This window comes from Pseudomonas sp. Emmai (assembly GCF_055179735.1).
The window spans coordinates 533,641-551,441 of sequence record NZ_CM143685.1 but is presented as its reverse complement, the minus strand read 5'-3'; the positions used below and the strand labels follow the sequence as shown (position 1 = coordinate 551,441).

Here is a 17,801-nt window from a genome sequence, read left to right as displayed (position 1 = left end):
AACATTCCTAATAGCGTCTTCCATAAGAAAACACAGGGGCTTGTCATGAATTTTTCCGCACTACGTCGCAACCTGCTGGTAGGTTCGCTGGGCCTGGCATTGAGCGCCGGCCTGTTGGGGCAAGCGGTTGCCGGTGAGCAGCTGCAAAAAATCAAGGACGCAGGCGTGATCAACGTCGGCCTGGAAGGCACTTATCCACCGTTCAGTTTCGTCGACGCCGACGGCAAACTGGCCGGCTTCGAAGTCGAGCTCTCCGAAGCCCTGGCCAAAAAGCTGGGCGTTAAAGCCAAGATTCAGCCAACCAAGTGGGACGGCATCCTCGCCGCTCTGGAATCCAAGCGCCTGGACCTGGTGGTCAACCAGGTGACCATCTCCGACGAGCGCAAGAAGAAGTATGACTTCTCCGAGCCGTACACCATCTCCGGGATTCAAGCGCTGGTGCTGAAGAGCAAGGAAGCCGCGCTGAACATCAAGACCGCCGCTGACCTGACCGGCAAGAAAGTCGGTGTAGGCCTGGGTACCAACTACGAACAGTGGGTCCGCGCCAACGTGCCGGGCGCTGACGTGCGCACCTACGACGATGATCCGACCAAGTTCGCCGACCTGAACAACGGCCGTACCGACGCCATCCTGATCGACCGCCTCGCGGCGCTTGAATACGCCAAGAAAGCCCCGAAAACCGTGGCTGCCGGCCAGGCATTCTCCCGTCAGGAATCCGGGATTGCCCTGCGTAAAGGCGAGCCTGAACTGCTGGCTGCAGTGAACAAAGCCCTCGACGAGCTGCGCGCCGACGGCACACTGGCCAAGATCTCGGAAAAATACTTCCAGACTGACGTCACCAAATAATGGAAGAAGCTTTCCAACTCGCACTGGACTCCGCGCCCTTCCTGTTGAAGGGCGCGTACTACACGGTGATCTTGAGCCTGGGCGGGATGTTCTTCGGCCTGGTGATGGGCTTCGGCCTGGCGTTGATGCGCCTGTCGCGGTTCAAATCGGTGAGCTGGCTCGCCCGCATCTACGTGTCGTTCTTTCGCGGCACGCCGTTGCTGGTGCAACTGTTCGTGATCTATTACGGCTTGCCGCAATTGGGGGTCGAACTTGATCCGCTGCCGGCAGCCCTGATCGGCTTCTCGCTGAACATGGCCGCCTACGCCTGCGAAATCCTGCGTGCCGCGATCAGTTCCATCGAGCGTGGCCAATGGGAAGCCGCCGCGAGCATCGGCATGACCCGCGCGCAGACCTTGCGCCGGGCCATCATTCCGCAAGCGATGCGCACGGCTTTGCCGCCGCTGGGCAACAGCTTCATTTCCCTGGTCAAGGACACCGCGCTGGCCGCCACCATCCAGGTGCCGGAGCTGTTCCGCCAGGCGCAATTGATCACCGCCCGCACCTTCGAAGTGTTCACCATGTATCTGGCCGCCGCGCTGATCTACTGGATTCTGGCCACGGTGCTCTCGCACCTGCAGAACAAGTTGGAAGCGCGGGTCAATCGGCACGACCAGGAGTCCTGACCCAATGATTGTCGTGGAAAAACTGACAAAGCAGTTCAAGGGTCAAGTGGTGCTTAACGGCATCAATCTGGAAGTGAAAGAAGGCGAGGTCGTGGCGATTATCGGGCCCAGCGGCTCGGGCAAGACCACGTTCCTGCGTTGCCTGAACTTCCTCGAAGAACCCACCAGCGGCCGGATCAAGGTCGGCGACATCGAGATCGATGGCAGCCGCCCGCTGAACCAGCAGCAAGGCCTGGTGCGACGTTTGCGCCAGCACGTGGGTTTCGTGTTCCAGAACTTCAACCTGTTCCCCCATCGCACCGCCCTGGAAAACGTCATCGAAGGCCCGATCATCGTAAAGAAGATCCCGCACGCCGAAGCCGTGGCCCTGGGTAAAAAGCTGTTGGCCAGGGTTGGCCTGGCGGGCAAGGAAGACGCTTACCCGCGACGCCTCTCCGGTGGTCAGCAACAGCGCGTGGCCATTGCCCGAGCGCTGGCGATGGAGCCGGAAGTGATCCTGTTCGATGAGCCCACTTCTGCGCTCGACCCCGAGCTGGTCGGTGAAGTGTTGTCGACCATCCGCAGCCTGGCCGAAGAGAACCGCACCATGGTCATCGTCACCCACGAAATGGGCTTTGCCCGTGACGTAGCGAACCGCGTGGTGTTTTTCGACAAGGGTGTGATCGTCGAGCAAGGTGACGCGAAGGCGCTGTTTGCCAATCCTAAAGAAGAACGGACCCAACAGTTCCTCAGCAAGTTTCTGAACAACTCGCACAACTGAAAGATGATTTAAAACTTGTTAACTTCCATGGATGGAAGTGACAGTTACCTTCCGCTTCAAACACCCCTCTCTCGAATCAAGCCTATATAACTTCGCCGGCCTGAATGCCGTACATATATATGTTCTGCAACAGAATCCTCCTGCCTAAAATTCGCCATTAACCCGAACCACCCGGCTCAACGGGTCTGCGTACCCGACGGGTCAAACCGGGAGAAAACGTGGGTAAAGTTCGACAGCATGCTGCAGCTTATTAACTGCATGGCGTAGGAAATTTCTGAATAACACTGAATCCATCATCCAACTAACAAACTCTATTGACACCTATTCCGGCGCGCTCTTATCTAGTCTGCAACAGACGCCAATTATCCCGACGCATTCGTTATCACTACGAACTTTTTGTTGCCCGGTAATTCACGCCTATTGAACTTCCAGAAACGGACTTCGCTGCAAGGCTTCAAGGAGAGAACCATGACAAGCACCTCGAACAAACCCGAACTTGCGGCCCCGACCCTGGCGCAATCCCACAGGAGTGGCATCAACATCACCTCGGCCGCCCACTTGCTGATCGCTGTAGCGCCCTACCCCGGGATGGACGAAGGCGATCTGATCGAACTGTACTGGGACGACTGCTACGTGGCTTCAAAAGCCCTGATCGTCGACGACGTCAATCAGACCGTGCAACTGCGCGTGCCCGAGAGCTTTGTCGTCAATGGCACCTCCCACGTCCACTACCGCGTCATGCAGGTCGGGCAGGACCCGGCGCTGTCGCTGACCACGCGGTTGCAGATCAAACTCGATTGCCCCGGCGGCCAGGCGCCCGCGGTGTCCGGTGACGAAAACCAGGGGCTGGCCCCGGTCAACCTCCCCGATACCATTCGCCGTCACGGGGTCAACCCGAACCAGATCAAACGCGGTGTGCCGCTGACCATCGAGCCCTACCTGAACATGGCCGTCGACGACGAAATCACCCTGCAGTGGGGCGATGTGCGCATGGACCTGCCCAAGCTCAAGGCCGGAGATATCGGCCAGCCGATCCAGGTCTGGGTGCCGCCAGCGATCATTCTTGAAGCCGGCGAAGACCTGAGGCTGGAAGTGACCTACTGCATCCTCGACCGGGTCGGCAATAACTCGCGCTGGGCGCCGCCGCGAATGCTCAGGATCGGCTGCGCCAATCCCTACCTGAAAGTGCCGTTGAAAGAAGAATTCAAAGCCGCAGAACCCCGCAAGAAGTGAAAACACCGTTGTGGCTGGAGGGCTTTTGTGGCGAGGGGGCTTGCCCCCGTTGGGGCGCGAAGCGCCCCCAAATCTACAACTGCGATTTATCTATTAATCGCGGTGAAGGGGTTGGCGACTGCTGCGCAGTCGAACGGGGGCAAGCCCCCTCGCCACAGCAAGCCCCCTCCCACAGGAGCCCCTCTCCACCCCAGCCCACGCGTCGACTGTTGCTCCACAAACAACTGTTGCCCCACGGACAGACGCCCTTCTATGCATATTCCCAAAAGTTAGTTTATTAATTTTTTATACGCGCTTAGGGTATATGCACCGGACCACCGGACATTCTTGTTTTTCGCTCGCCGCCACCCTCGCGGCGTTTTTCATGAGATGTGAGGTAGGTATGGTCCGGAACACAATCACCCCAGTGCAGATCGCCAGGGCATTGCGTGCAGCCAAGGAGCGGCACTGATGTCCAGTCTGGCAGAAGCTACTATCCAGAGTGACCTGGATATCGCCCCCCTGTTGTTGCCCGCGCAGGTTTTGCGCAACGACGCACAAGCCATCAAGGCCGCCCATGAGCTGGCGCAAGTCGCCCGCCTGCAAGCCGCCAAACGTGACCAGCAGCGCAAGTTGCCGTGGTCGGAAATCGAACAGTTCACCCGTAGCGGCCTGGGCAGCATTGCCATCCCGCGCGAGTACGGTGGCCCGCAGGTTTCGTTCGTCACCATTGCCGATGTGTTCGCGATCATTTCCGCGGCCGATCCGGCACTGGGTCAGATCCCGCAGAACCAGTTCGGCATCCTGAATCTGGTGCTCGGCAGCGCCACGCAAGCGCAGAAAAAGCAGCTGTTCAAAAGCGTGCTCGAAGGCTGGCGCATCGGCAATGCCGGGCCGGAACGCGGCACCAAGAACACCCTCGAACTCAAGGCGCGGATCACGGCGGATGGCGACGGTTTTGTCATCAGTGGCCAGAAGTTCTACTCCACCGGCGCGCTGTTCGCCCACTGGGTCGCGGTCAAGGCCTTGAACGATGACGGCAAGCAAGTGCTGGCCTTCGTCCGCCGTGGTACGCCGGGGCTGCGCATCGTCGATGACTGGTCCGGTTTCGGCCAGCGCACCACCGCCAGCGGCACCATTTTGCTCAACAACGTGCGGGTCGACGCCGAGCTGGTGGTGGATAACTGGAAGATCAACGACAGCCCGAACATCCAGGGCGCCGTGTCGCAATTGATCCAGGCGGCCATCGACGCCGGCATCGCCCGTGGCGCCATCGACGACGCCATCGAATTCGTCAAAACCCGCGCCCGCCCATGGATCGACGCCAAGGTCGAACGGGCCAGCGATGACCTGTATGTGATCGCCGACATCGGCAAACTGAAAATCGAACTGCACGCCGCCGAAGCGCTGCTGCGCAAGGCCGGGCAAGTGCTCGATCAAGTCAACGCCGCACCGCTCACCGCCGAATCCGCCGCCCGCGCTTCGATTGCCGTGGCCGAAGCCAAAGTGCTGACCACCGAAATCTCGCTGCTGGCCAGCGAAAAGCTCTTCGAACTGGCCGGCAGCCGCGCCACCCTCGCCGAATTCAACCTCGACCGTCACTGGCGCAACGCCCGCGTGCACACCTTGCACGACCCCGTTCGCTGGAAGTACCACGCCGTCGGCGCTTATCACCTCAACGGCACGCTACCCGCTCGTCACTCCTGGATCTAACGACCAGAACACTTTTGACCAGATCTCTGGAGAAACACATGACTCTTTCTCACCACGTCGCGGTCATAACCAGCGATGAGCAAGCCCTGATCGTCGCCAGTGACCTGGCCAACGACTTCAAACGCGACAGCGCCCTGCGCGACCGCGAACGCCGTTTGCCGCACCCGGAACTCGAAGTGTTTTCCCGCTCGGGCCTCTGGGGCATCAGCGTGCCAAAAGAATACGGCGGGGCTGGCGTGTCCAACGTCACCCTGGCCAAGGTCATTGCCTTGATTGCCCAGGCTGACGGCTCCCTCGGGCAAATCCCGCAGAACCATTTCTACGCCCTCGAAGTGCTGCGGGTGAATGGCAGCGAAGACCAGAAAAAGCGCCTGTACGCCGAAGTCCTGGCCGGCCAGCGTTTCGGCAATGCCCTGGCCGAACTCGGCACCAAAACCGCCCATGACCGCGTCACCAGCCTCAAACGCGACGGTGATGGCTACCGCATCAACGGTCGCAAGTTCTACGCCACCGGCGCGATCTACGCCCAGCGCATTCCGACTTCGGTGGTGGATGAACACGGCGTGCAGCAACTCGCCTTCGTGCCGCGTGACAGCAAAGGCCTGACGGTGATCGACGACTGGAGCGGCTTCGGCCAGCGCACCACCGGCAGCGGTTCGGTGGTGTTTGAAGACGTGTACGTCGCCGCCGAAGACGTGATCCCGTTCCAAAGCGCTTTCGAACGCCCGACCACCGTCGGCCCGTTGGCACAGATTCTTCACGCCGCCATCGACACCGGCATCGCCCGCGCCGCTTACGAAGATGCCCTGCACTTCGTGCGCACCAAGACCCGGCCGTGGATCGACGCCACCCATGAAAAAGCCGTCGACGACCCGCTGACCATCAAGAGCTTCGGCCATTTGGCGATTCGCCTGCACGCCACCGAAGCCTTGCTCGAACGCTCCGGCGAATTTCTCGACAAGGCCCAGGCCGAGATGAACGCCGAGACCGTCGCCGCTGCGTCGATTGCCGTCGCCGAAGCCCGAGCCATCAGCACCGAAATCTCCCTCGCCGCCGGCAGCACGCTGTTCGAACTCGCCGGCAGCCAGGCCACCCTGATCGAACACGGTCTGGATCGCCACTGGCGCAACGCTCGGGTGCACACCCTGCACGACCCGGTGCGCTGGAAGTATCACGCGGTGGGCAATTACTACCTCAACGATGAAAACCCGCCGCTGCGGGGGACCCTCTGATGGCCGACGCGAAGAAAAAGATCCTGCTCAACGCGTTCAACATGAACTGCATCGGGCACATCAACCATGGCTTGTGGACCCATCCACGGGACACGTCCACCCAGTACAAAACCATCGAATACTGGACCGAACTGGCGCAACTGCTGGAGCGCGGACTGTTTGACGGGTTGTTCATCGCCGACATCGTCGGCGTGTATGACGTCTATCAAAACTCGGTGGACGTGCCGCTGAAAGAGTCGATCCAGCTGCCGGTCAACGACCCGTTGCTGCTGGTCTCGGCGATGGCGGCGGTGACGAAAAATCTCGGTTTCGGCCTCACCGCCAACCTGACCTACGAGCCGCCGTATCTGTTCGCCCGGCGCATGTCGACCCTCGACCATTTGAGCCGCGGCCGCGTGGGCTGGAACATTGTCACCGGCTACCTCGACAGCGCCGCGAAAGCCATGGGCCTGAGCGAGCAAGTCGAGCACGACCGCCGCTACGACCAGGCTGATGAATACCTGCAAGTGCTCTACAAACTCTGGGAAGGCAGTTGGGAGGACGGCGCGGTGCTCAACGATCCCAAGCAACGGATCTACGCCCAGCCGGAGAAAGTGCACAAGGTCGAGCACAAGGGCGAGTTCTATCAGGTCGAGGGTTATCACCTCTGCGAACCGTCGCCACAACGCACGCCGGTGCTGTTTCAGGCCGGCAGTTCGGATCGCGGCTTGCTGTTCGCCGGGCGTCACGCCGAGTGCGTGTTCATCAGCGGCCAGAACAAACCGTCGACCAAGGTGCAAGTGGACAAGGTCCGCGCCAGCGCGGTCGAGGCCGGGCGCAATCCCGAGGACATCAAGGTGTTCATGGGTTTGAACGTGATCGTCGGCACCACCGAAGAACTGGCCTGGGCCAAACACGCCGAGTACCTGAGCTACGCCAGCGCCGAGGCCGGCGTGGCGCATTTCTCGGCGTCCACGGCGATCGATTTTTCCCAGTACGAAATCGACGAGCCGATCCAGTACGTGAAAAGCAACGCGATCCAGTCGGCGACCAAGAACCTGCAAAACAACGACTGGACCCGGCGCAAATTGCTCGAACAACACGCCCTGGGTGGCCGCTACATCACCGTGGTGGGTTCGCCTGAGCAAGTGGCGGATGAACTGGAATCCTGGATCGCCGAAACCGGGCTGGATGGCTTCAACCTGACGCGGATTGTCACGCCGGAAAGCTATGTGGATTTCATCGACCTGGTGATCCCGGAGTTGCAGCGTCGCGGGTCGTACAAAACCGCCTACGACAGCGGCAGCCTGCGCGAGAAGCTGTTTCACGGTGAGGCGCACTTGCCGGAGCAACACACCGGCTCCCACTACCGACACAAACCCCTGTAACCGATCGTTCCCACGCTCCGCGTGGGAATGCAGCCAGTGACGCTCTGCGTCACAGCCGCAGGGACGCGGAGCGTCCCGGGAGGCATTCCCACGCAGAGCGTGGGAACGATCCACAAACTTCAATGCCCTGACTGGAATAACCATCATGACCAAGCACTACCTCTCTCACCCAGTCAAAGCACTGGCCCTGGCCCTCGGCCTCTTCAGCTCGGCGGTGTTCGCCGCCGACGCGCCGCTGAAAGTCGGCACCACCGCCGCGTTCGCGATCCCGCTGGAAGCCGCCGTCGAAGAGGCCTCCAAGCAAGGCCTGAAAGTCGAACTCGTCGAGTTCAGTGACTGGATCGCCCCGAACGTCAGCCTCGCCGCCGGCGACATTGATGTGAATTACTTCCAGCACATCCCGTTCCTGGAAAACGCCAAGGCCGCCGCCGGGTTTGACCTGGTGCCGTTCGCGCCGGGAATCATCAACAACGTCGGCCTCTACTCGAAGAAATACAAAAGCTTCGACGAGCTGCCAGAGGGTGCCAGCGTGGCCATCGCCAACGACCCGATCAACAGCGGGCGCGGCCTGCAACTGCTGGCCAAGGCGGGCCTGATCACCCTCAAGCCAGGCGTGGGCTACAAGGCCACCGAAGAAGACATCATCGCCAACCCGAAGAAAATCAAAATCCTCCAGGTTGAAGCCGTGCAACTGGTTCGCGCCTACGACGACGCTGATCTGGTCCAGGGCTACCCGGCCTACATTCGTCTGTCGAAGACCTTCGATGCCGGCTCGGCGTTGCTGTTCGACGGCCTCGATCACAAGGAATACGTGATCCAGTTCGTGATCCAGCCGAAAAGCAAAACCGACCCGCGCCTGATCAAATTCGTCGACATCTACCAGCACTCGCCCGCCGTTCGTGCGGCGCTGGATAAAGCCCACGGCAAGCTCTATCAAGCCGGCTGGGAAAGCTAAGCATGACGGCCGCGATCCAACGGCGACTGGAGATTCCAGAGCCCCAGAAAGCCGAACACACCGAACTGCACCCGGACCTTAACCGTGCCCATGTGCGCTTCATCGGCCTGGGCAAAACCTACAACGGCCAGCAAGGCCCGGTGGCGGCGTTGCACGGCATCGACCTGGCGATTCAGCGCGGTGAGGTGTTCGGCATCATCGGCCGCAGCGGCGCCGGCAAGTCGTCGCTGATCCGCACGATCAATCGCCTGGAACAGCCGAGCACCGGGCGGGTATTGATCGATCAAGTGGACATCGGCGACTTCGATGAAGACCGCTTGGTGGCGCTGCGTCGGCGGATCGGCATGATCTTCCAGCACTTCAATCTGATGTCGGCCAAGACGGTTTGGCAGAACGTTGAGTTGCCGCTGAAAGTGGCCGGTGTGCCCAAGGACAAGCGCGAGAAAAAGGTCCGCGAACTGCTGGAACTGGTGGGCCTGCAAGAGAAGCACAAAGCCTACCCGGCGCAGCTTTCCGGCGGGCAGAAACAGCGCGTCGGCATCGCCCGTGCATTGGTGCATGACCCGGAAATCCTGCTGTGTGACGAGGCGACTTCGGCGCTGGATCCGGAGACCACCCAGTCGATCCTCGGCCTGTTGCGCGAGATCAATCGGCGCCTGGGTTTGACCATCGTGCTGATCACCCACGAGATGGCGGTGATCCGCGATATCTGCGACCGGGTCGTGGTGCTTGAGCACGGACGTGTCGTCGAGCAAGGGCCGGTGTGGGAAGTCTTCGGCAACCCGCAGCATGAGGTCAGCAAGACCTTGCTCGCGCCGCTGCAACACGCGTTGCCGGAGGAATTGCAGAGTCGCCTACAGGCACAGCCGCAATCCTCGGACGCCGCGGTGGTGCTGCGTTTGCAATTCACCGGCAGCGCGACCGACGAACCGGACCTGGCGGCATTGTTTGCCGCCCTCGGTGGCCGCGTGAGGTTGCTTCAGGGCGGCGTGGAACGGATTCAGGGGCATGCGCTGGGGCAATTGCTGTTGGCGGTGACAGGCTCGTCCCTGGGCGCCGAGGCACTGCGTCAGCGCGCCGGCCACTGGGCGCAACAGGTGGAGGTGCTGGGTTATGTGGTTTGATCGCTTGCTGCAGGGCTTTATCGACACGTTTTTGATGGTCGGTGTCTCATCGCTCATCGCGCTGCTGGCGGGGATTCCGATGGCCGTGATTCTGGTCACCAGCGACAAGGGCGGCATCTACCAGGCGCCCGTGCTGAACCGTGCACTGGGGGCGTTCGTGAACCTGTTTCGCTCGATTCCGTTTTTGATCCTGATGGTGGCGCTGATCCCGTTCACGCGGCTGATTGTCGGCACCACTTACGGTGTCTGGGCGGCCGTCGTGCCGCTGACCATTGCCGCGACACCGTTCTTTGCGCGCATCGCTGAAGTGAGTTTGCGCGAGGTCGATCACGGCTTGATCGAAGCGGCGCAGGCGATGGGTTGCCGGCGCTGGCATATCGTCTGGCATGTGCTGTTGCCAGAGGCGTTGCCGGGGATTGTCGGCGGTTTCACCATTACCTTGGTGACGATGATCAACTCGTCGGCCATGGCCGGGGCGATTGGTGCTGGTGGGCTGGGGGACATTGCGTATCGTTACGGATATCAGCGCTTTGACAGCCAGATCATGTTGACGGTGATTGTGTTGTTGGTGGTGTTGGTGGCCATCATCCAATTGGGTGGGGATCGCCTCGCACGGGGCCTCAACAAACGCTGACTGCTTGTGCAATTGCAGAGCTTTTGTGGCGAGGGAGCTTGCTCCCGCTCGATTGCGCAGCAATCGCAAAACCTGCTGACCTGTTTTGCCTGACACACCTCATTGAATGGCTTGGGGGCTGCTTCGCAACCCAGCGGGAGCAAGCTCCCTCGCCACAAAAGCTCGTCTGCCGTAGGTCATCACCGACCTGCGAAGGGAAGACTTCCTACAAGAAAATCAGAGTGCCAGCAGGCCCGTTCCCTTTCATTTGCAGGACATTTCCTAGATCATTTCGCACGCTTGCGCCTGCCAAATCCCGTGGCTAGTCTTCGGCCCGTCACTGCTTATCAGTGATCGGGTTTAGTCGCCCGGATTACCGGGCGCACAGCGCCACCTCATCTCAGGTGTTTTATCGCCTGTAATTTATGGTGGCTGTGCGCAGGGCACCCTCGGGTGCGCCGGTATTGCCTGGTGACCGGTCGACTAACCTGCGCGCAGCCGCCACCTCTGTTCGTTTAGTCGCGATATCGGTCGGCTCCAATCAATATCAGGAGTTTTACCCATGAAAAGATCCGTTCCCGATCCACCCTCCAACGCACCTGAAACCGACGCCCCGCTCAGAGACCGATCCGCGCTCTATCGCGCAATCGATTTCTACCTCACTGGCGACCAGCCTTCGGCGCCCGATGAACTGCGTTTCTACAACGTCAGTGACGATGTGAGCTTTGAAGACACTCAACTCTATGTGGCTGACTTGCTGCGTTGTGCCTCAGTCACGGCATATCAGTGTGGCGACCAACTTAAGGGGGCCGAACGCGCCATGGTGTTTTCGGTTTGGCATTTGCTGGAGATCGCCAAAGCCATGGTTGATCGTTCGATTGATTGCCTGGGTATGAAGCAGGGCTGAAGATTTGGCGGCTGTACACAGGGCACTCTCGGGTGCACCGGTTTTCCTATTGACCGGCCTACTAACCTGCGTACAGCCGCCACCCACGTTGCCACCCCGTCCTTAGGCTCATGGCGTATATTCGGCAAATCCCCATTGCCTGCGCAGCCCACCATGAAACAGACCCCCGACGACCTCCAGCAGATCACCGCCACCACCCTGGGCCATTACAACTCCGTGGCCGAGGGCTTTCGCGAGGGGACGCGCGATCACGATGTCAGCCAGAACATCGACGCGCTGTTGCGGCACATCCAGGGTGAGGCGCCGTTCAGCATTCTCGATTTTGGCTGCGGTCCCGGCCGGGATCTACAGACCTTCACGCGCATGGGGCACATCGCTGTCGGGCTTGATGGCTCGGAAAAGTTTGCGCAGATGGCCCGGGAGGACAGTGGTTGCGAAGTGTGGCAGCAGGACTTCCTGAAGCTCGATTTACCATCAGAACGCTTCGACGGGATCTTTGCCAACGCGGTGCTGTTTCACATCCCGCGCCAGGAATTGCCTCGGGTGTTGAAGGAGCTGTACGCCGCGTTGAAACCGGGCGGGGTGTTGTTCAGTTCCAATCCCCGTGGCGAAAACCAGGAAGGCTGGAATGGGCCACGTTATGGGGCTTATCACGATTTGCAGGCGTGGCAGGCGTTGCTGACCGAGGCGGGGTTTGTGGAGCTGGAGCATTACTACCGGCCGGCGGGGTTGCCGCGCGAGCAGCAGCCTTGGTTGGCCAGCGTTTGGCGCCGCGCCGACTGATCGTTCCCACGCTCTGCGTGGGAATGCAGCCCGTGACGCTCTGCGTCACCGCCGTAGGGACGCGGAGCGTCCCGGGAGGCATTCCCACGCGGAGCGTGGGAACGATCATTAAGCGGACTCTTTTTTCGGCTCGCGAATCTTGTACCAGGCCACATACAGCGCCGGCAAAAACAGCAGCGTCAGCAAGGTCGCGATGATGATCCCGCCAATCATCGCGTAAGCCATCGGCCCCCAGAACACTTCCCTCGCAATCGGGATCATCCCCAGGCTCGCCGCCGCTGCCGTCAGCAGAATCGGCCGGCGACGATGTTCCGTCGCCTGCGCCACCGCGTCCCACGGTTCAAGGCCTTCCTTCTCCAACGACTCAATTTGCGTCACCAGAATCACCGAGTTGCGGATGATGATGCCGATCAGCGCCAGGATGCCGAGGATCGCCACGAAGCCCATGGGCGTGCCGGTGGGGATCAGCGCCAGCACCACGCCGATCAGCCCGAGCGGCGCGACGCTGGCCACCAGGAACAGCTTCTGCACGCTGTGCAGCTGGATCATCAGGAACGTCGCCATCAAAAACAGCATCAGCGGCACAACCTTGGCAATCGGCCCCTGGGCCTTGCCGCTTTCCTCGACGGTGCCGCCGGTGGCGACTTTGTAGCCCACCGGCAAACCGGCGGCGAAGTGGTCGATGGTCGGTTGCAGTTGTTTCACCAGATCGGTCGGCTGGATCTCGTCGCGCACCGCCGCCTTGATGGTAATCGTCGGTTTGCGGTCGCGGCGCCAGACCAGCGGCTGCTCCAGCTCATACCGCACCGTGGCAAACGCCAGCAGCGGAATCGACGTACCGCTCGGCGTGACGATTTGCAGGTTTTGCAAGGTCTCCGGCGTACCGCGTTCGGCGTCTTCAGCACGACCAACCACGTTGATCAGGTAGATGTCATCGTCCACCTGAGTGATCGGCGAACCCACCACAATGCTGTTCATCAGATTGGCCACGTCTTCCGAGGACAGCCCCAGTTGCCGCGCCTTGTCCTGGGCGATGTCGATGCGCAGGACCTTGCCCGGCTCGTTCCAGTCGTAAATGATCTCGCCGATGTGCGAGTTTTTATCCAGTTCGGTGGCCAGTTCGATCGCGTGTTTGCGCACCTGATCGATGTCCTTGCCGCTGACCCGGTACTGGATCGGCCGCCCCACCGGCGGGCCCATTTCCAGGGCCTGGACGTAGCTGCCAATGCCGACAAAATCCTTGCGCAGCCGCTCGCGCAAGCGCTGGCTGAGCGCGGTGCGCGATTCCAGGCCTTTGCTGACGATGATCAATTGCGCGTAGTACGGGTTCTGTAATTGCTGGTCGAGGGGCAGGTAGAAACGGATCGCGCCTTCGCCGATGTAGGTGCTCCAGCGCACGATGTCCGGGTCGTCCTTGAACGTCGCTTCGAGCTTGTCCACCGCCTTGCGCGTCTCGTCGATCGAGGCGTTTTGCGGCAGGTTGAGGTCGACGAGGATTTCCGGCCGGTCCGAGGACGGGAAGAACTGGTTCTGCACGAACTGCATGGAAAACACCGACGCCACAAACAACGCGACAGTGATGCCGATGGCCCACCAGCGGTTGCGCATGGCCCAGAACATGCCGCCATTGAACGCCCGACCGATGCGACCCGGCTCGGCGGAATGCGGTTTCACATTGGTGCTGAGAATGTGCACGGCGATCACCGGGGCGAACAGCACCGCGACCACCCATGACACCAGCATCGCCACAGCGATCACCGCGAACAGGGTGAAGGTGTACTCACCGGCGGAACTGGCGTTCAAGCCAATCGGCACAAAACCGGCCACCGTCACCAACGTACCGGTGAGCATCGGGAATGCAGTCGAGGTGTAGGCGAACGTCGCCGCCTGCTCCTTGGTCTCGCCCATTTCCAGGCGCGTGACCATCATCTCCACGGTGATCATCGCGTCGTCCACCAGCAGGCCCAGGGCGATGATCAGCGCGCCGAGGGAAATCCGCTGCATGGTGATGCCGCTGTATTCCATAAAGACGAAAACCATCGCCAGCACCAGCGGTATCGAGCACGCCACCACTAGCCCGGCGCGCACGCCAAGGCTGATGAAGCTGACGATCAGCACGATCACCACCGCTTCGAACAACGCACTGGTGAAGCCGCCGACGGCTTTTTCCACCACCGCGGCCTGGTCGGACACGTTGTGCACGCCGACGCCCACCGGCAAATCGGCGGTCAGGTCGGTCATGCGCTGATGCAGGGCCTTGCCGAACTCCTGGATGTTGCCGCCCTTCTTCATCGCAATCGCCAGGCCAATGGCCGAGTGACCGTTGAAACGGAATTGCGGGGTGGCCGGGTCGACATAGCCACGGCTGATTTCAGCGATGTCGGCCAGACGATAGAAGCGGTCGTTGAGCCGCAGGTTGACGTTGGCCAGGTCTTTCTCGGACTCAAACTGGCCCGAGGTGCGCACGGAAATCCGCTCGGGACCTGCCTCGATCACACCCGCCGGGGTCACGGCGTTCTGCGATTGCAGGCTCTGCACCACCTGGCGCTGATCGATGCCGAGCGCGGCGAGTTTACGCGTGGAGAAATTCAGGTACAGGACTTCATCCTGCTCGCCGATCATCTCGACCTTGCCCAGCCCCGGCACATCGCGAATCGCCGCCCGCACTTGTTCCACATAGTCGCGCAACTGACGCATCGACAAGCCGTCAGCGGTAAAGGCATACACCGAGCCGAACACATCGCCGAATTCGTCGTTGAACCCCGGCCCTTGCAGGCCCTTGGGGAACTCGCCGCGAATGTCGTTGATCTTCTTGCGCACCTGGTACCAGATTTCCGGGATGTCCTTGGCGCTGGTGGTGTCGCGCAGGTACACGAACACGGTTGATTCACCGGGTCGGGTGTAGCTTTTCACGTAGTCGAGGGAGTCGAGTTCCTCGAGTTTTTTCTCGATGCGGTCCGTGACCTGCTTGAGGGTTTCTTCCTGGGTCGCGCCGGGCCAGCGGGTCTGGATGACCATGGTTTTGATGGTGAACGAGGGGTCTTCCTCGCGGCCCAGGTTCATGTAGGAGAACACGCCCATCAGCAGCGCGACGAACATCAAATACCAGACAAACGACTGATGTTTGAGGGCCCATTCGGATAAGTTGAAACTCCCTTTCATTGCGGGCTGCCCTCATCGACTTTGACTTTCTGCCCGGGTTTCAGGCTGTTTACACCGGCACTGACCACGCGCTCGCCGGACTTCACGCCGTCGGCCAACACCACCGTTGAATCGGTGCGGCTGATCAGGCTCACATCCCGAGGGGAAACGGTTTGAGTCTGCGGGTCGACCACCCAGATCCGGGTTTTGCCATCGACCTCTTGCAGGGCGTTGAGCGGCAATTCAAGACGCGGTTTGATCGCGGAACTGAGGGTCACGCTGATCGCGGTGCCGAGGCGAAAGCCCGCTGGCGTGTCGGTCAGGGTCAGGCGTGCGCGACGGGTGCGGGTCGCGCTTTGGGCCTGGGGCTCGATTTCACGGATCGTCGCGGTGCTGGTGATGCTCGAGTCCAGTTGCGCGGCCACCTGAAACACCACGTCCGCCGGCAACTGATCGACCAGGGTATCGGGCAGGTCGATCACCGCTTCCTTGATGTCCGGTTGCGCCAGGGTCACGACTTGCTGGCCGGCGGTGACGACTTGCCCGGCTTCGGCATTCCACGCGGTGACGATGGCTTTGTGATCGGTGCGCAATTGCACGTAGTTGAGTTGGTCCTTGGCCTGATCCACCGAAGCCTTGGCCTGATCGAGGGACGCCTGGGTGGTTTTCAGGTCGGTCTGGGCGATGTCGAGTTGCGCCTGGGCGCCGACCCCGCGATCAAACAATTCCTGCTGCCGGCGAGCGCTGGCCTGGGCGTTGATGAACTGCGCCTGGATCCGCGCCAGATCGCCTTGGGCCGAGCGCAATTGGTTCTGCTGATCGGTGGGGTCGAGGGTCGCGAGCAAGGCGCCCTTCTCGACTTCGGCGCCGACATCGACGTTACGGCTGGCAATCCGACCCGGCACCCGAAAGCCGATATTGCTTTCGTAGCGCGCCTGGATGCTGCCGGCGAAACGGCCGAGGTCTTCCTGACTCAACGCTTTGACCTCGATGGACAGCACCGGGCGCACCGGCTCCGGCGGCGGTTCTTTTTTCGAGCAGGCGACCAGTAGCAAACCGGTGGTCAACAGCATCAGGCGCTTCATTGTTCAGCTCCCGGCGCCAGATCCTTGTAGGTGTTCTCGGCGATTTCCACTTTCATTCCCGGGTGCAATAACTGGCCGCCAGCGATGATGACTTTTTCACCACCGTCCAGGCCGTCGCTGATGATGACGTTGCCCGTCAGGTAACGGCCGACGGTGACGTTGTGCAGTTGCGCCTTGCCGTCGGCGTCCACCAGCCACACGGCGGGTTCGTTGAGGTTTTTCGTTAGCGCTGACCAGGGCAATTCCACGGCGGATTTGCCCGGTGCCTTGGCCGTGGCGCTGACCACCGAGCCGAGTTGCATGCCGTCCGGCAGGCCGTTGAGGGTGACTTTGACTTGCACGGTGCCGGTCTGCGCGGACACCGCTGGCGTGATTTCCCGGACAGTGCCGGTGGTTTTGATTGCCGGGTTGTCGAGCAGGCTGACTACCACGGATTTGTCCGAGGGCGGCTCGGCCAGCAGTGATTCGTAGACGTTGAACACGGCGTCGCGTTCGCCGTCCCGAGCCAGGCTGAAGATCGGCACGGTGGCCTGCACGACCTGGCCGACTTCGGCCTGGCGCGCGGTAATCACCCCCGGCGCTTCGGAGATCAGCGAGGTGTAGCTCAGTTGTTCCCGGGCGTTGGCCAATTGCGCCTGGGCGGCGGTCAGGGCGCTTTGACTACTGCGTAGTGCAGCCTGGGCGGCATCGTATTCGCTTTGGCTGGTGTAGCCCTTGGGCAGGAGTTTTTGCTGGCGCACGAACGCGGCGGCGGTCTGCTTGACCCGGGCCTGTTCGGCGGTGACCTGGGCCTGGGCGGAATCGACGTTGGTCTGCAGGTCCTTCGGGTCAAGTTTGGCGAGTACCTGCTTGGCCGAAACCCGGTCACCGACATCGACCATGCGCTGGATGATCTTGCCGCCGACGCGGAACGACAACTCGGTCTGCACCCGGGCCTGGACGTCGCCGGTAAGGGTCACGGAAGCGGCGTAATCCGCAGGCTTGACCGCTTGCACGAAGACGCGCGGCAGGTCTTTCTCGACCGGTTTTTTATCGCCGCAGGCGGTCAGCAGGGCGAAGACGCCCAGCCCCACTATTATTTTCAATCCGGTACCCGCCATGCAGACTCCTTTTCCTTGTACGAACGTGCAAGTGACGATACGACTGTGAGCTTAGAACAGGGTTCAACGGGCGTGCAGGTTTGCGCAAACCCTGGGGCCAACAACCTATCTGTGCCCCAGTGAGTAACCTGTGGCGAGGGAGCTTGCTCCCGTTCGACTGCGCAGCAGTCGCATTCGGTGCCTCTGAAAAACATCGGGGCTGCTTCGCAGCCCAGCGCGAGCAAGCTCGCTCGCCACAAATGCTCGCTCGCCACAGGGATCTACTCATGGCCGACAATAAGGCAAACTGGCCGCCTAC

At 61.0% G+C, this 17,801-nt stretch carries 15 protein-coding genes; 12 read left to right on the top strand and 3 right to left on the bottom strand.

What is annotated here, in order from left to right:
* Positions 1 to 45: 45 nt before the first annotated feature.
* The 12 genes from tcyJ to ACY4LX_RS02380 all read left to right on the top strand — a co-directional run bounded on the left by tcyJ (position 46) and on the right by ACY4LX_RS02380 (position 12,177).
* The gene (gene tcyJ / locus ACY4LX_RS02435) at positions 46 to 846 is read left to right on the top strand and encodes a cystine ABC transporter substrate-binding protein (protein WP_123402703.1); all 801 of its coding nucleotides are present in this window, start codon (positions 46 to 48) and stop codon (positions 844 to 846) included.
* Positions 846 to 1,511, top strand: a complete 666-nt coding sequence (gene tcyL, locus ACY4LX_RS02430; protein WP_178129110.1) for a cystine ABC transporter permease — start codon at positions 846 to 848, stop codon at positions 1,509 to 1,511. The genes tcyJ and tcyL overlap by 1 nt, the downstream gene beginning before the upstream one ends.
* 4 nt (positions 1,512 to 1,515) lie before the next feature.
* Entirely contained in the window at positions 1,516 to 2,271 is a 756-nt protein-coding gene (gene tcyN, locus ACY4LX_RS02425) for an L-cystine ABC transporter ATP-binding protein TcyN (RefSeq protein WP_149659024.1), read from the top strand.
* Between the two features lie 468 nt (positions 2,272 to 2,739).
* Complete coding sequence (locus ACY4LX_RS02420) at positions 2,740 to 3,504, top strand: hypothetical protein (protein ID WP_463259085.1); 765 nt, start codon at positions 2,740 to 2,742, stop codon at positions 3,502 to 3,504.
* A gap of 450 nt (positions 3,505 to 3,954) precedes the next feature.
* Positions 3,955 to 5,196: an SfnB family sulfur acquisition oxidoreductase gene (locus tag ACY4LX_RS02415; protein WP_149659022.1), complete on the top strand. Its 1,242-nt coding sequence runs from the start codon at positions 3,955 to 3,957 to the stop codon at positions 5,194 to 5,196.
* 38 nt (positions 5,197 to 5,234) lie between these two features.
* Complete coding sequence (locus ACY4LX_RS02410) at positions 5,235 to 6,428, top strand: SfnB family sulfur acquisition oxidoreductase (protein WP_463259084.1); 1,194 nt, start codon at positions 5,235 to 5,237, stop codon at positions 6,426 to 6,428.
* Positions 6,428 to 7,795, top strand: a complete 1,368-nt coding sequence (locus ACY4LX_RS02405; RefSeq protein WP_463259083.1) for an LLM class flavin-dependent oxidoreductase — start codon at positions 6,428 to 6,430, stop codon at positions 7,793 to 7,795. The genes ACY4LX_RS02410 and ACY4LX_RS02405 overlap by 1 nt, the downstream gene beginning before the upstream one ends.
* A 145-nt stretch (positions 7,796 to 7,940) precedes the next feature.
* Positions 7,941 to 8,750 (top strand): MetQ/NlpA family ABC transporter substrate-binding protein, encoded by an 810-nt coding sequence (locus ACY4LX_RS02400; protein ID WP_149659019.1) that lies wholly within the window; start codon positions 7,941 to 7,943, stop codon positions 8,748 to 8,750.
* A 2-nt stretch (positions 8,751 to 8,752) separates the two neighbouring features.
* Positions 8,753 to 9,874 carry a methionine ABC transporter ATP-binding protein gene (locus ACY4LX_RS02395; protein ID WP_463259082.1) on the top strand — a complete coding sequence of 374 codons (1,122 nt, stop codon included), beginning with the start codon at positions 8,753 to 8,755 and terminating at the stop codon, positions 9,872 to 9,874.
* Entirely contained in the window at positions 9,864 to 10,508 is a 645-nt protein-coding gene (locus ACY4LX_RS02390) for a methionine ABC transporter permease (RefSeq protein WP_463259081.1), read from the top strand. The genes ACY4LX_RS02395 and ACY4LX_RS02390 overlap by 11 nt, the downstream gene beginning before the upstream one ends.
* A 541-nt stretch (positions 10,509 to 11,049) precedes the next feature.
* Positions 11,050 to 11,394 (top strand): DUF6124 family protein, encoded by a 345-nt coding sequence (locus ACY4LX_RS02385; RefSeq protein WP_149659017.1) that lies wholly within the window; start codon positions 11,050 to 11,052, stop codon positions 11,392 to 11,394.
* A 153-nt stretch (positions 11,395 to 11,547) separates the two neighbouring features.
* On the top strand, positions 11,548 to 12,177 hold the full coding sequence (locus ACY4LX_RS02380) for a class I SAM-dependent methyltransferase (protein ID WP_463259080.1): 630 nt from the start codon (positions 11,548 to 11,550) through the stop codon (positions 12,175 to 12,177).
* Between the two features lie 108 nt (positions 12,178 to 12,285).
* Here the strand turns inward: ACY4LX_RS02380 and ACY4LX_RS02375 are convergent, their stop codons facing one another.
* The 3 genes from ACY4LX_RS02375 to ACY4LX_RS02365 are packed head-to-tail and all read right to left on the bottom strand — an operon-like array spanning position 12,286 to position 17,503.
* Positions 12,286 to 15,339 carry an efflux RND transporter permease subunit gene (locus ACY4LX_RS02375; protein WP_463259079.1) on the bottom strand — a complete coding sequence of 1,018 codons (3,054 nt, stop codon included), beginning with the start codon at positions 15,337 to 15,339 and terminating at the stop codon, positions 12,286 to 12,288.
* The gene (locus ACY4LX_RS02370) at positions 15,336 to 16,403 is read right to left on the bottom strand and encodes an efflux RND transporter periplasmic adaptor subunit (RefSeq protein WP_463259078.1); all 1,068 of its coding nucleotides are present in this window, start codon (positions 16,401 to 16,403) and stop codon (positions 15,336 to 15,338) included. Before ACY4LX_RS02370 ends, ACY4LX_RS02375 begins: the two co-directional genes overlap by 4 nt.
* Positions 16,400 to 17,503: an efflux RND transporter periplasmic adaptor subunit gene (locus ACY4LX_RS02365; RefSeq protein ID WP_463259077.1), complete on the bottom strand. Its 1,104-nt coding sequence runs from the start codon at positions 17,501 to 17,503 to the stop codon at positions 16,400 to 16,402. The genes ACY4LX_RS02370 and ACY4LX_RS02365 overlap by 4 nt, the downstream gene beginning before the upstream one ends.
* Positions 17,504 to 17,801 lie beyond the last annotated feature (298 nt).

Excerpts from the sequence above, each read along its gene's own strand:
- tcyL (WP_178129110.1), top strand. The coding sequence starts at position 846 with ATGGAAGAAGCTTTCCAACTCGCACTGGACTCCGCGCCCTTCCTGTTG.
- ACY4LX_RS02410 (WP_463259084.1), top strand. The coding sequence starts at position 5,235 with ATGACTCTTTCTCACCACGTCGCGGTCATAACCAGCGATGAGCAAGCC.
- ACY4LX_RS02375 (WP_463259079.1), bottom strand. The coding sequence starts at position 15,339 with ATGAAAGGGAGTTTCAACTTATCCGAATGGGCCCTCAAACATCAGTCG.
- ACY4LX_RS02405 (WP_463259083.1), top strand. The coding sequence starts at position 6,428 with ATGGCCGACGCGAAGAAAAAGATCCTGCTCAACGCGTTCAACATGAAC.
- tcyN (WP_149659024.1), top strand. The coding sequence starts at position 1,516 with ATGATTGTCGTGGAAAAACTGACAAAGCAGTTCAAGGGTCAAGTGGTG.
- ACY4LX_RS02390 (WP_463259081.1), top strand. The coding sequence starts at position 9,864 with ATGTGGTTTGATCGCTTGCTGCAGGGCTTTATCGACACGTTTTTGATG.
- ACY4LX_RS02380 (WP_463259080.1), top strand. The coding sequence starts at position 11,548 with ATGAAACAGACCCCCGACGACCTCCAGCAGATCACCGCCACCACCCTG.
- ACY4LX_RS02395 (WP_463259082.1), top strand. The coding sequence starts at position 8,753 with ATGACGGCCGCGATCCAACGGCGACTGGAGATTCCAGAGCCCCAGAAA.
- ACY4LX_RS02400 (WP_149659019.1), top strand. The coding sequence starts at position 7,941 with ATGACCAAGCACTACCTCTCTCACCCAGTCAAAGCACTGGCCCTGGCC.
- ACY4LX_RS02370 (WP_463259078.1), bottom strand. The coding sequence starts at position 16,403 with ATGAAGCGCCTGATGCTGTTGACCACCGGTTTGCTACTGGTCGCCTGC.
- tcyJ (WP_123402703.1), top strand. The coding sequence starts at position 46 with ATGAATTTTTCCGCACTACGTCGCAACCTGCTGGTAGGTTCGCTGGGC.
- ACY4LX_RS02385 (WP_149659017.1), top strand. The coding sequence starts at position 11,050 with ATGAAAAGATCCGTTCCCGATCCACCCTCCAACGCACCTGAAACCGAC.
- ACY4LX_RS02415 (WP_149659022.1), top strand. The coding sequence starts at position 3,955 with ATGTCCAGTCTGGCAGAAGCTACTATCCAGAGTGACCTGGATATCGCC.
- ACY4LX_RS02420 (WP_463259085.1), top strand. The coding sequence starts at position 2,740 with ATGACAAGCACCTCGAACAAACCCGAACTTGCGGCCCCGACCCTGGCG.
- ACY4LX_RS02365 (WP_463259077.1), bottom strand. The coding sequence starts at position 17,503 with ATGGCGGGTACCGGATTGAAAATAATAGTGGGGCTGGGCGTCTTCGCC.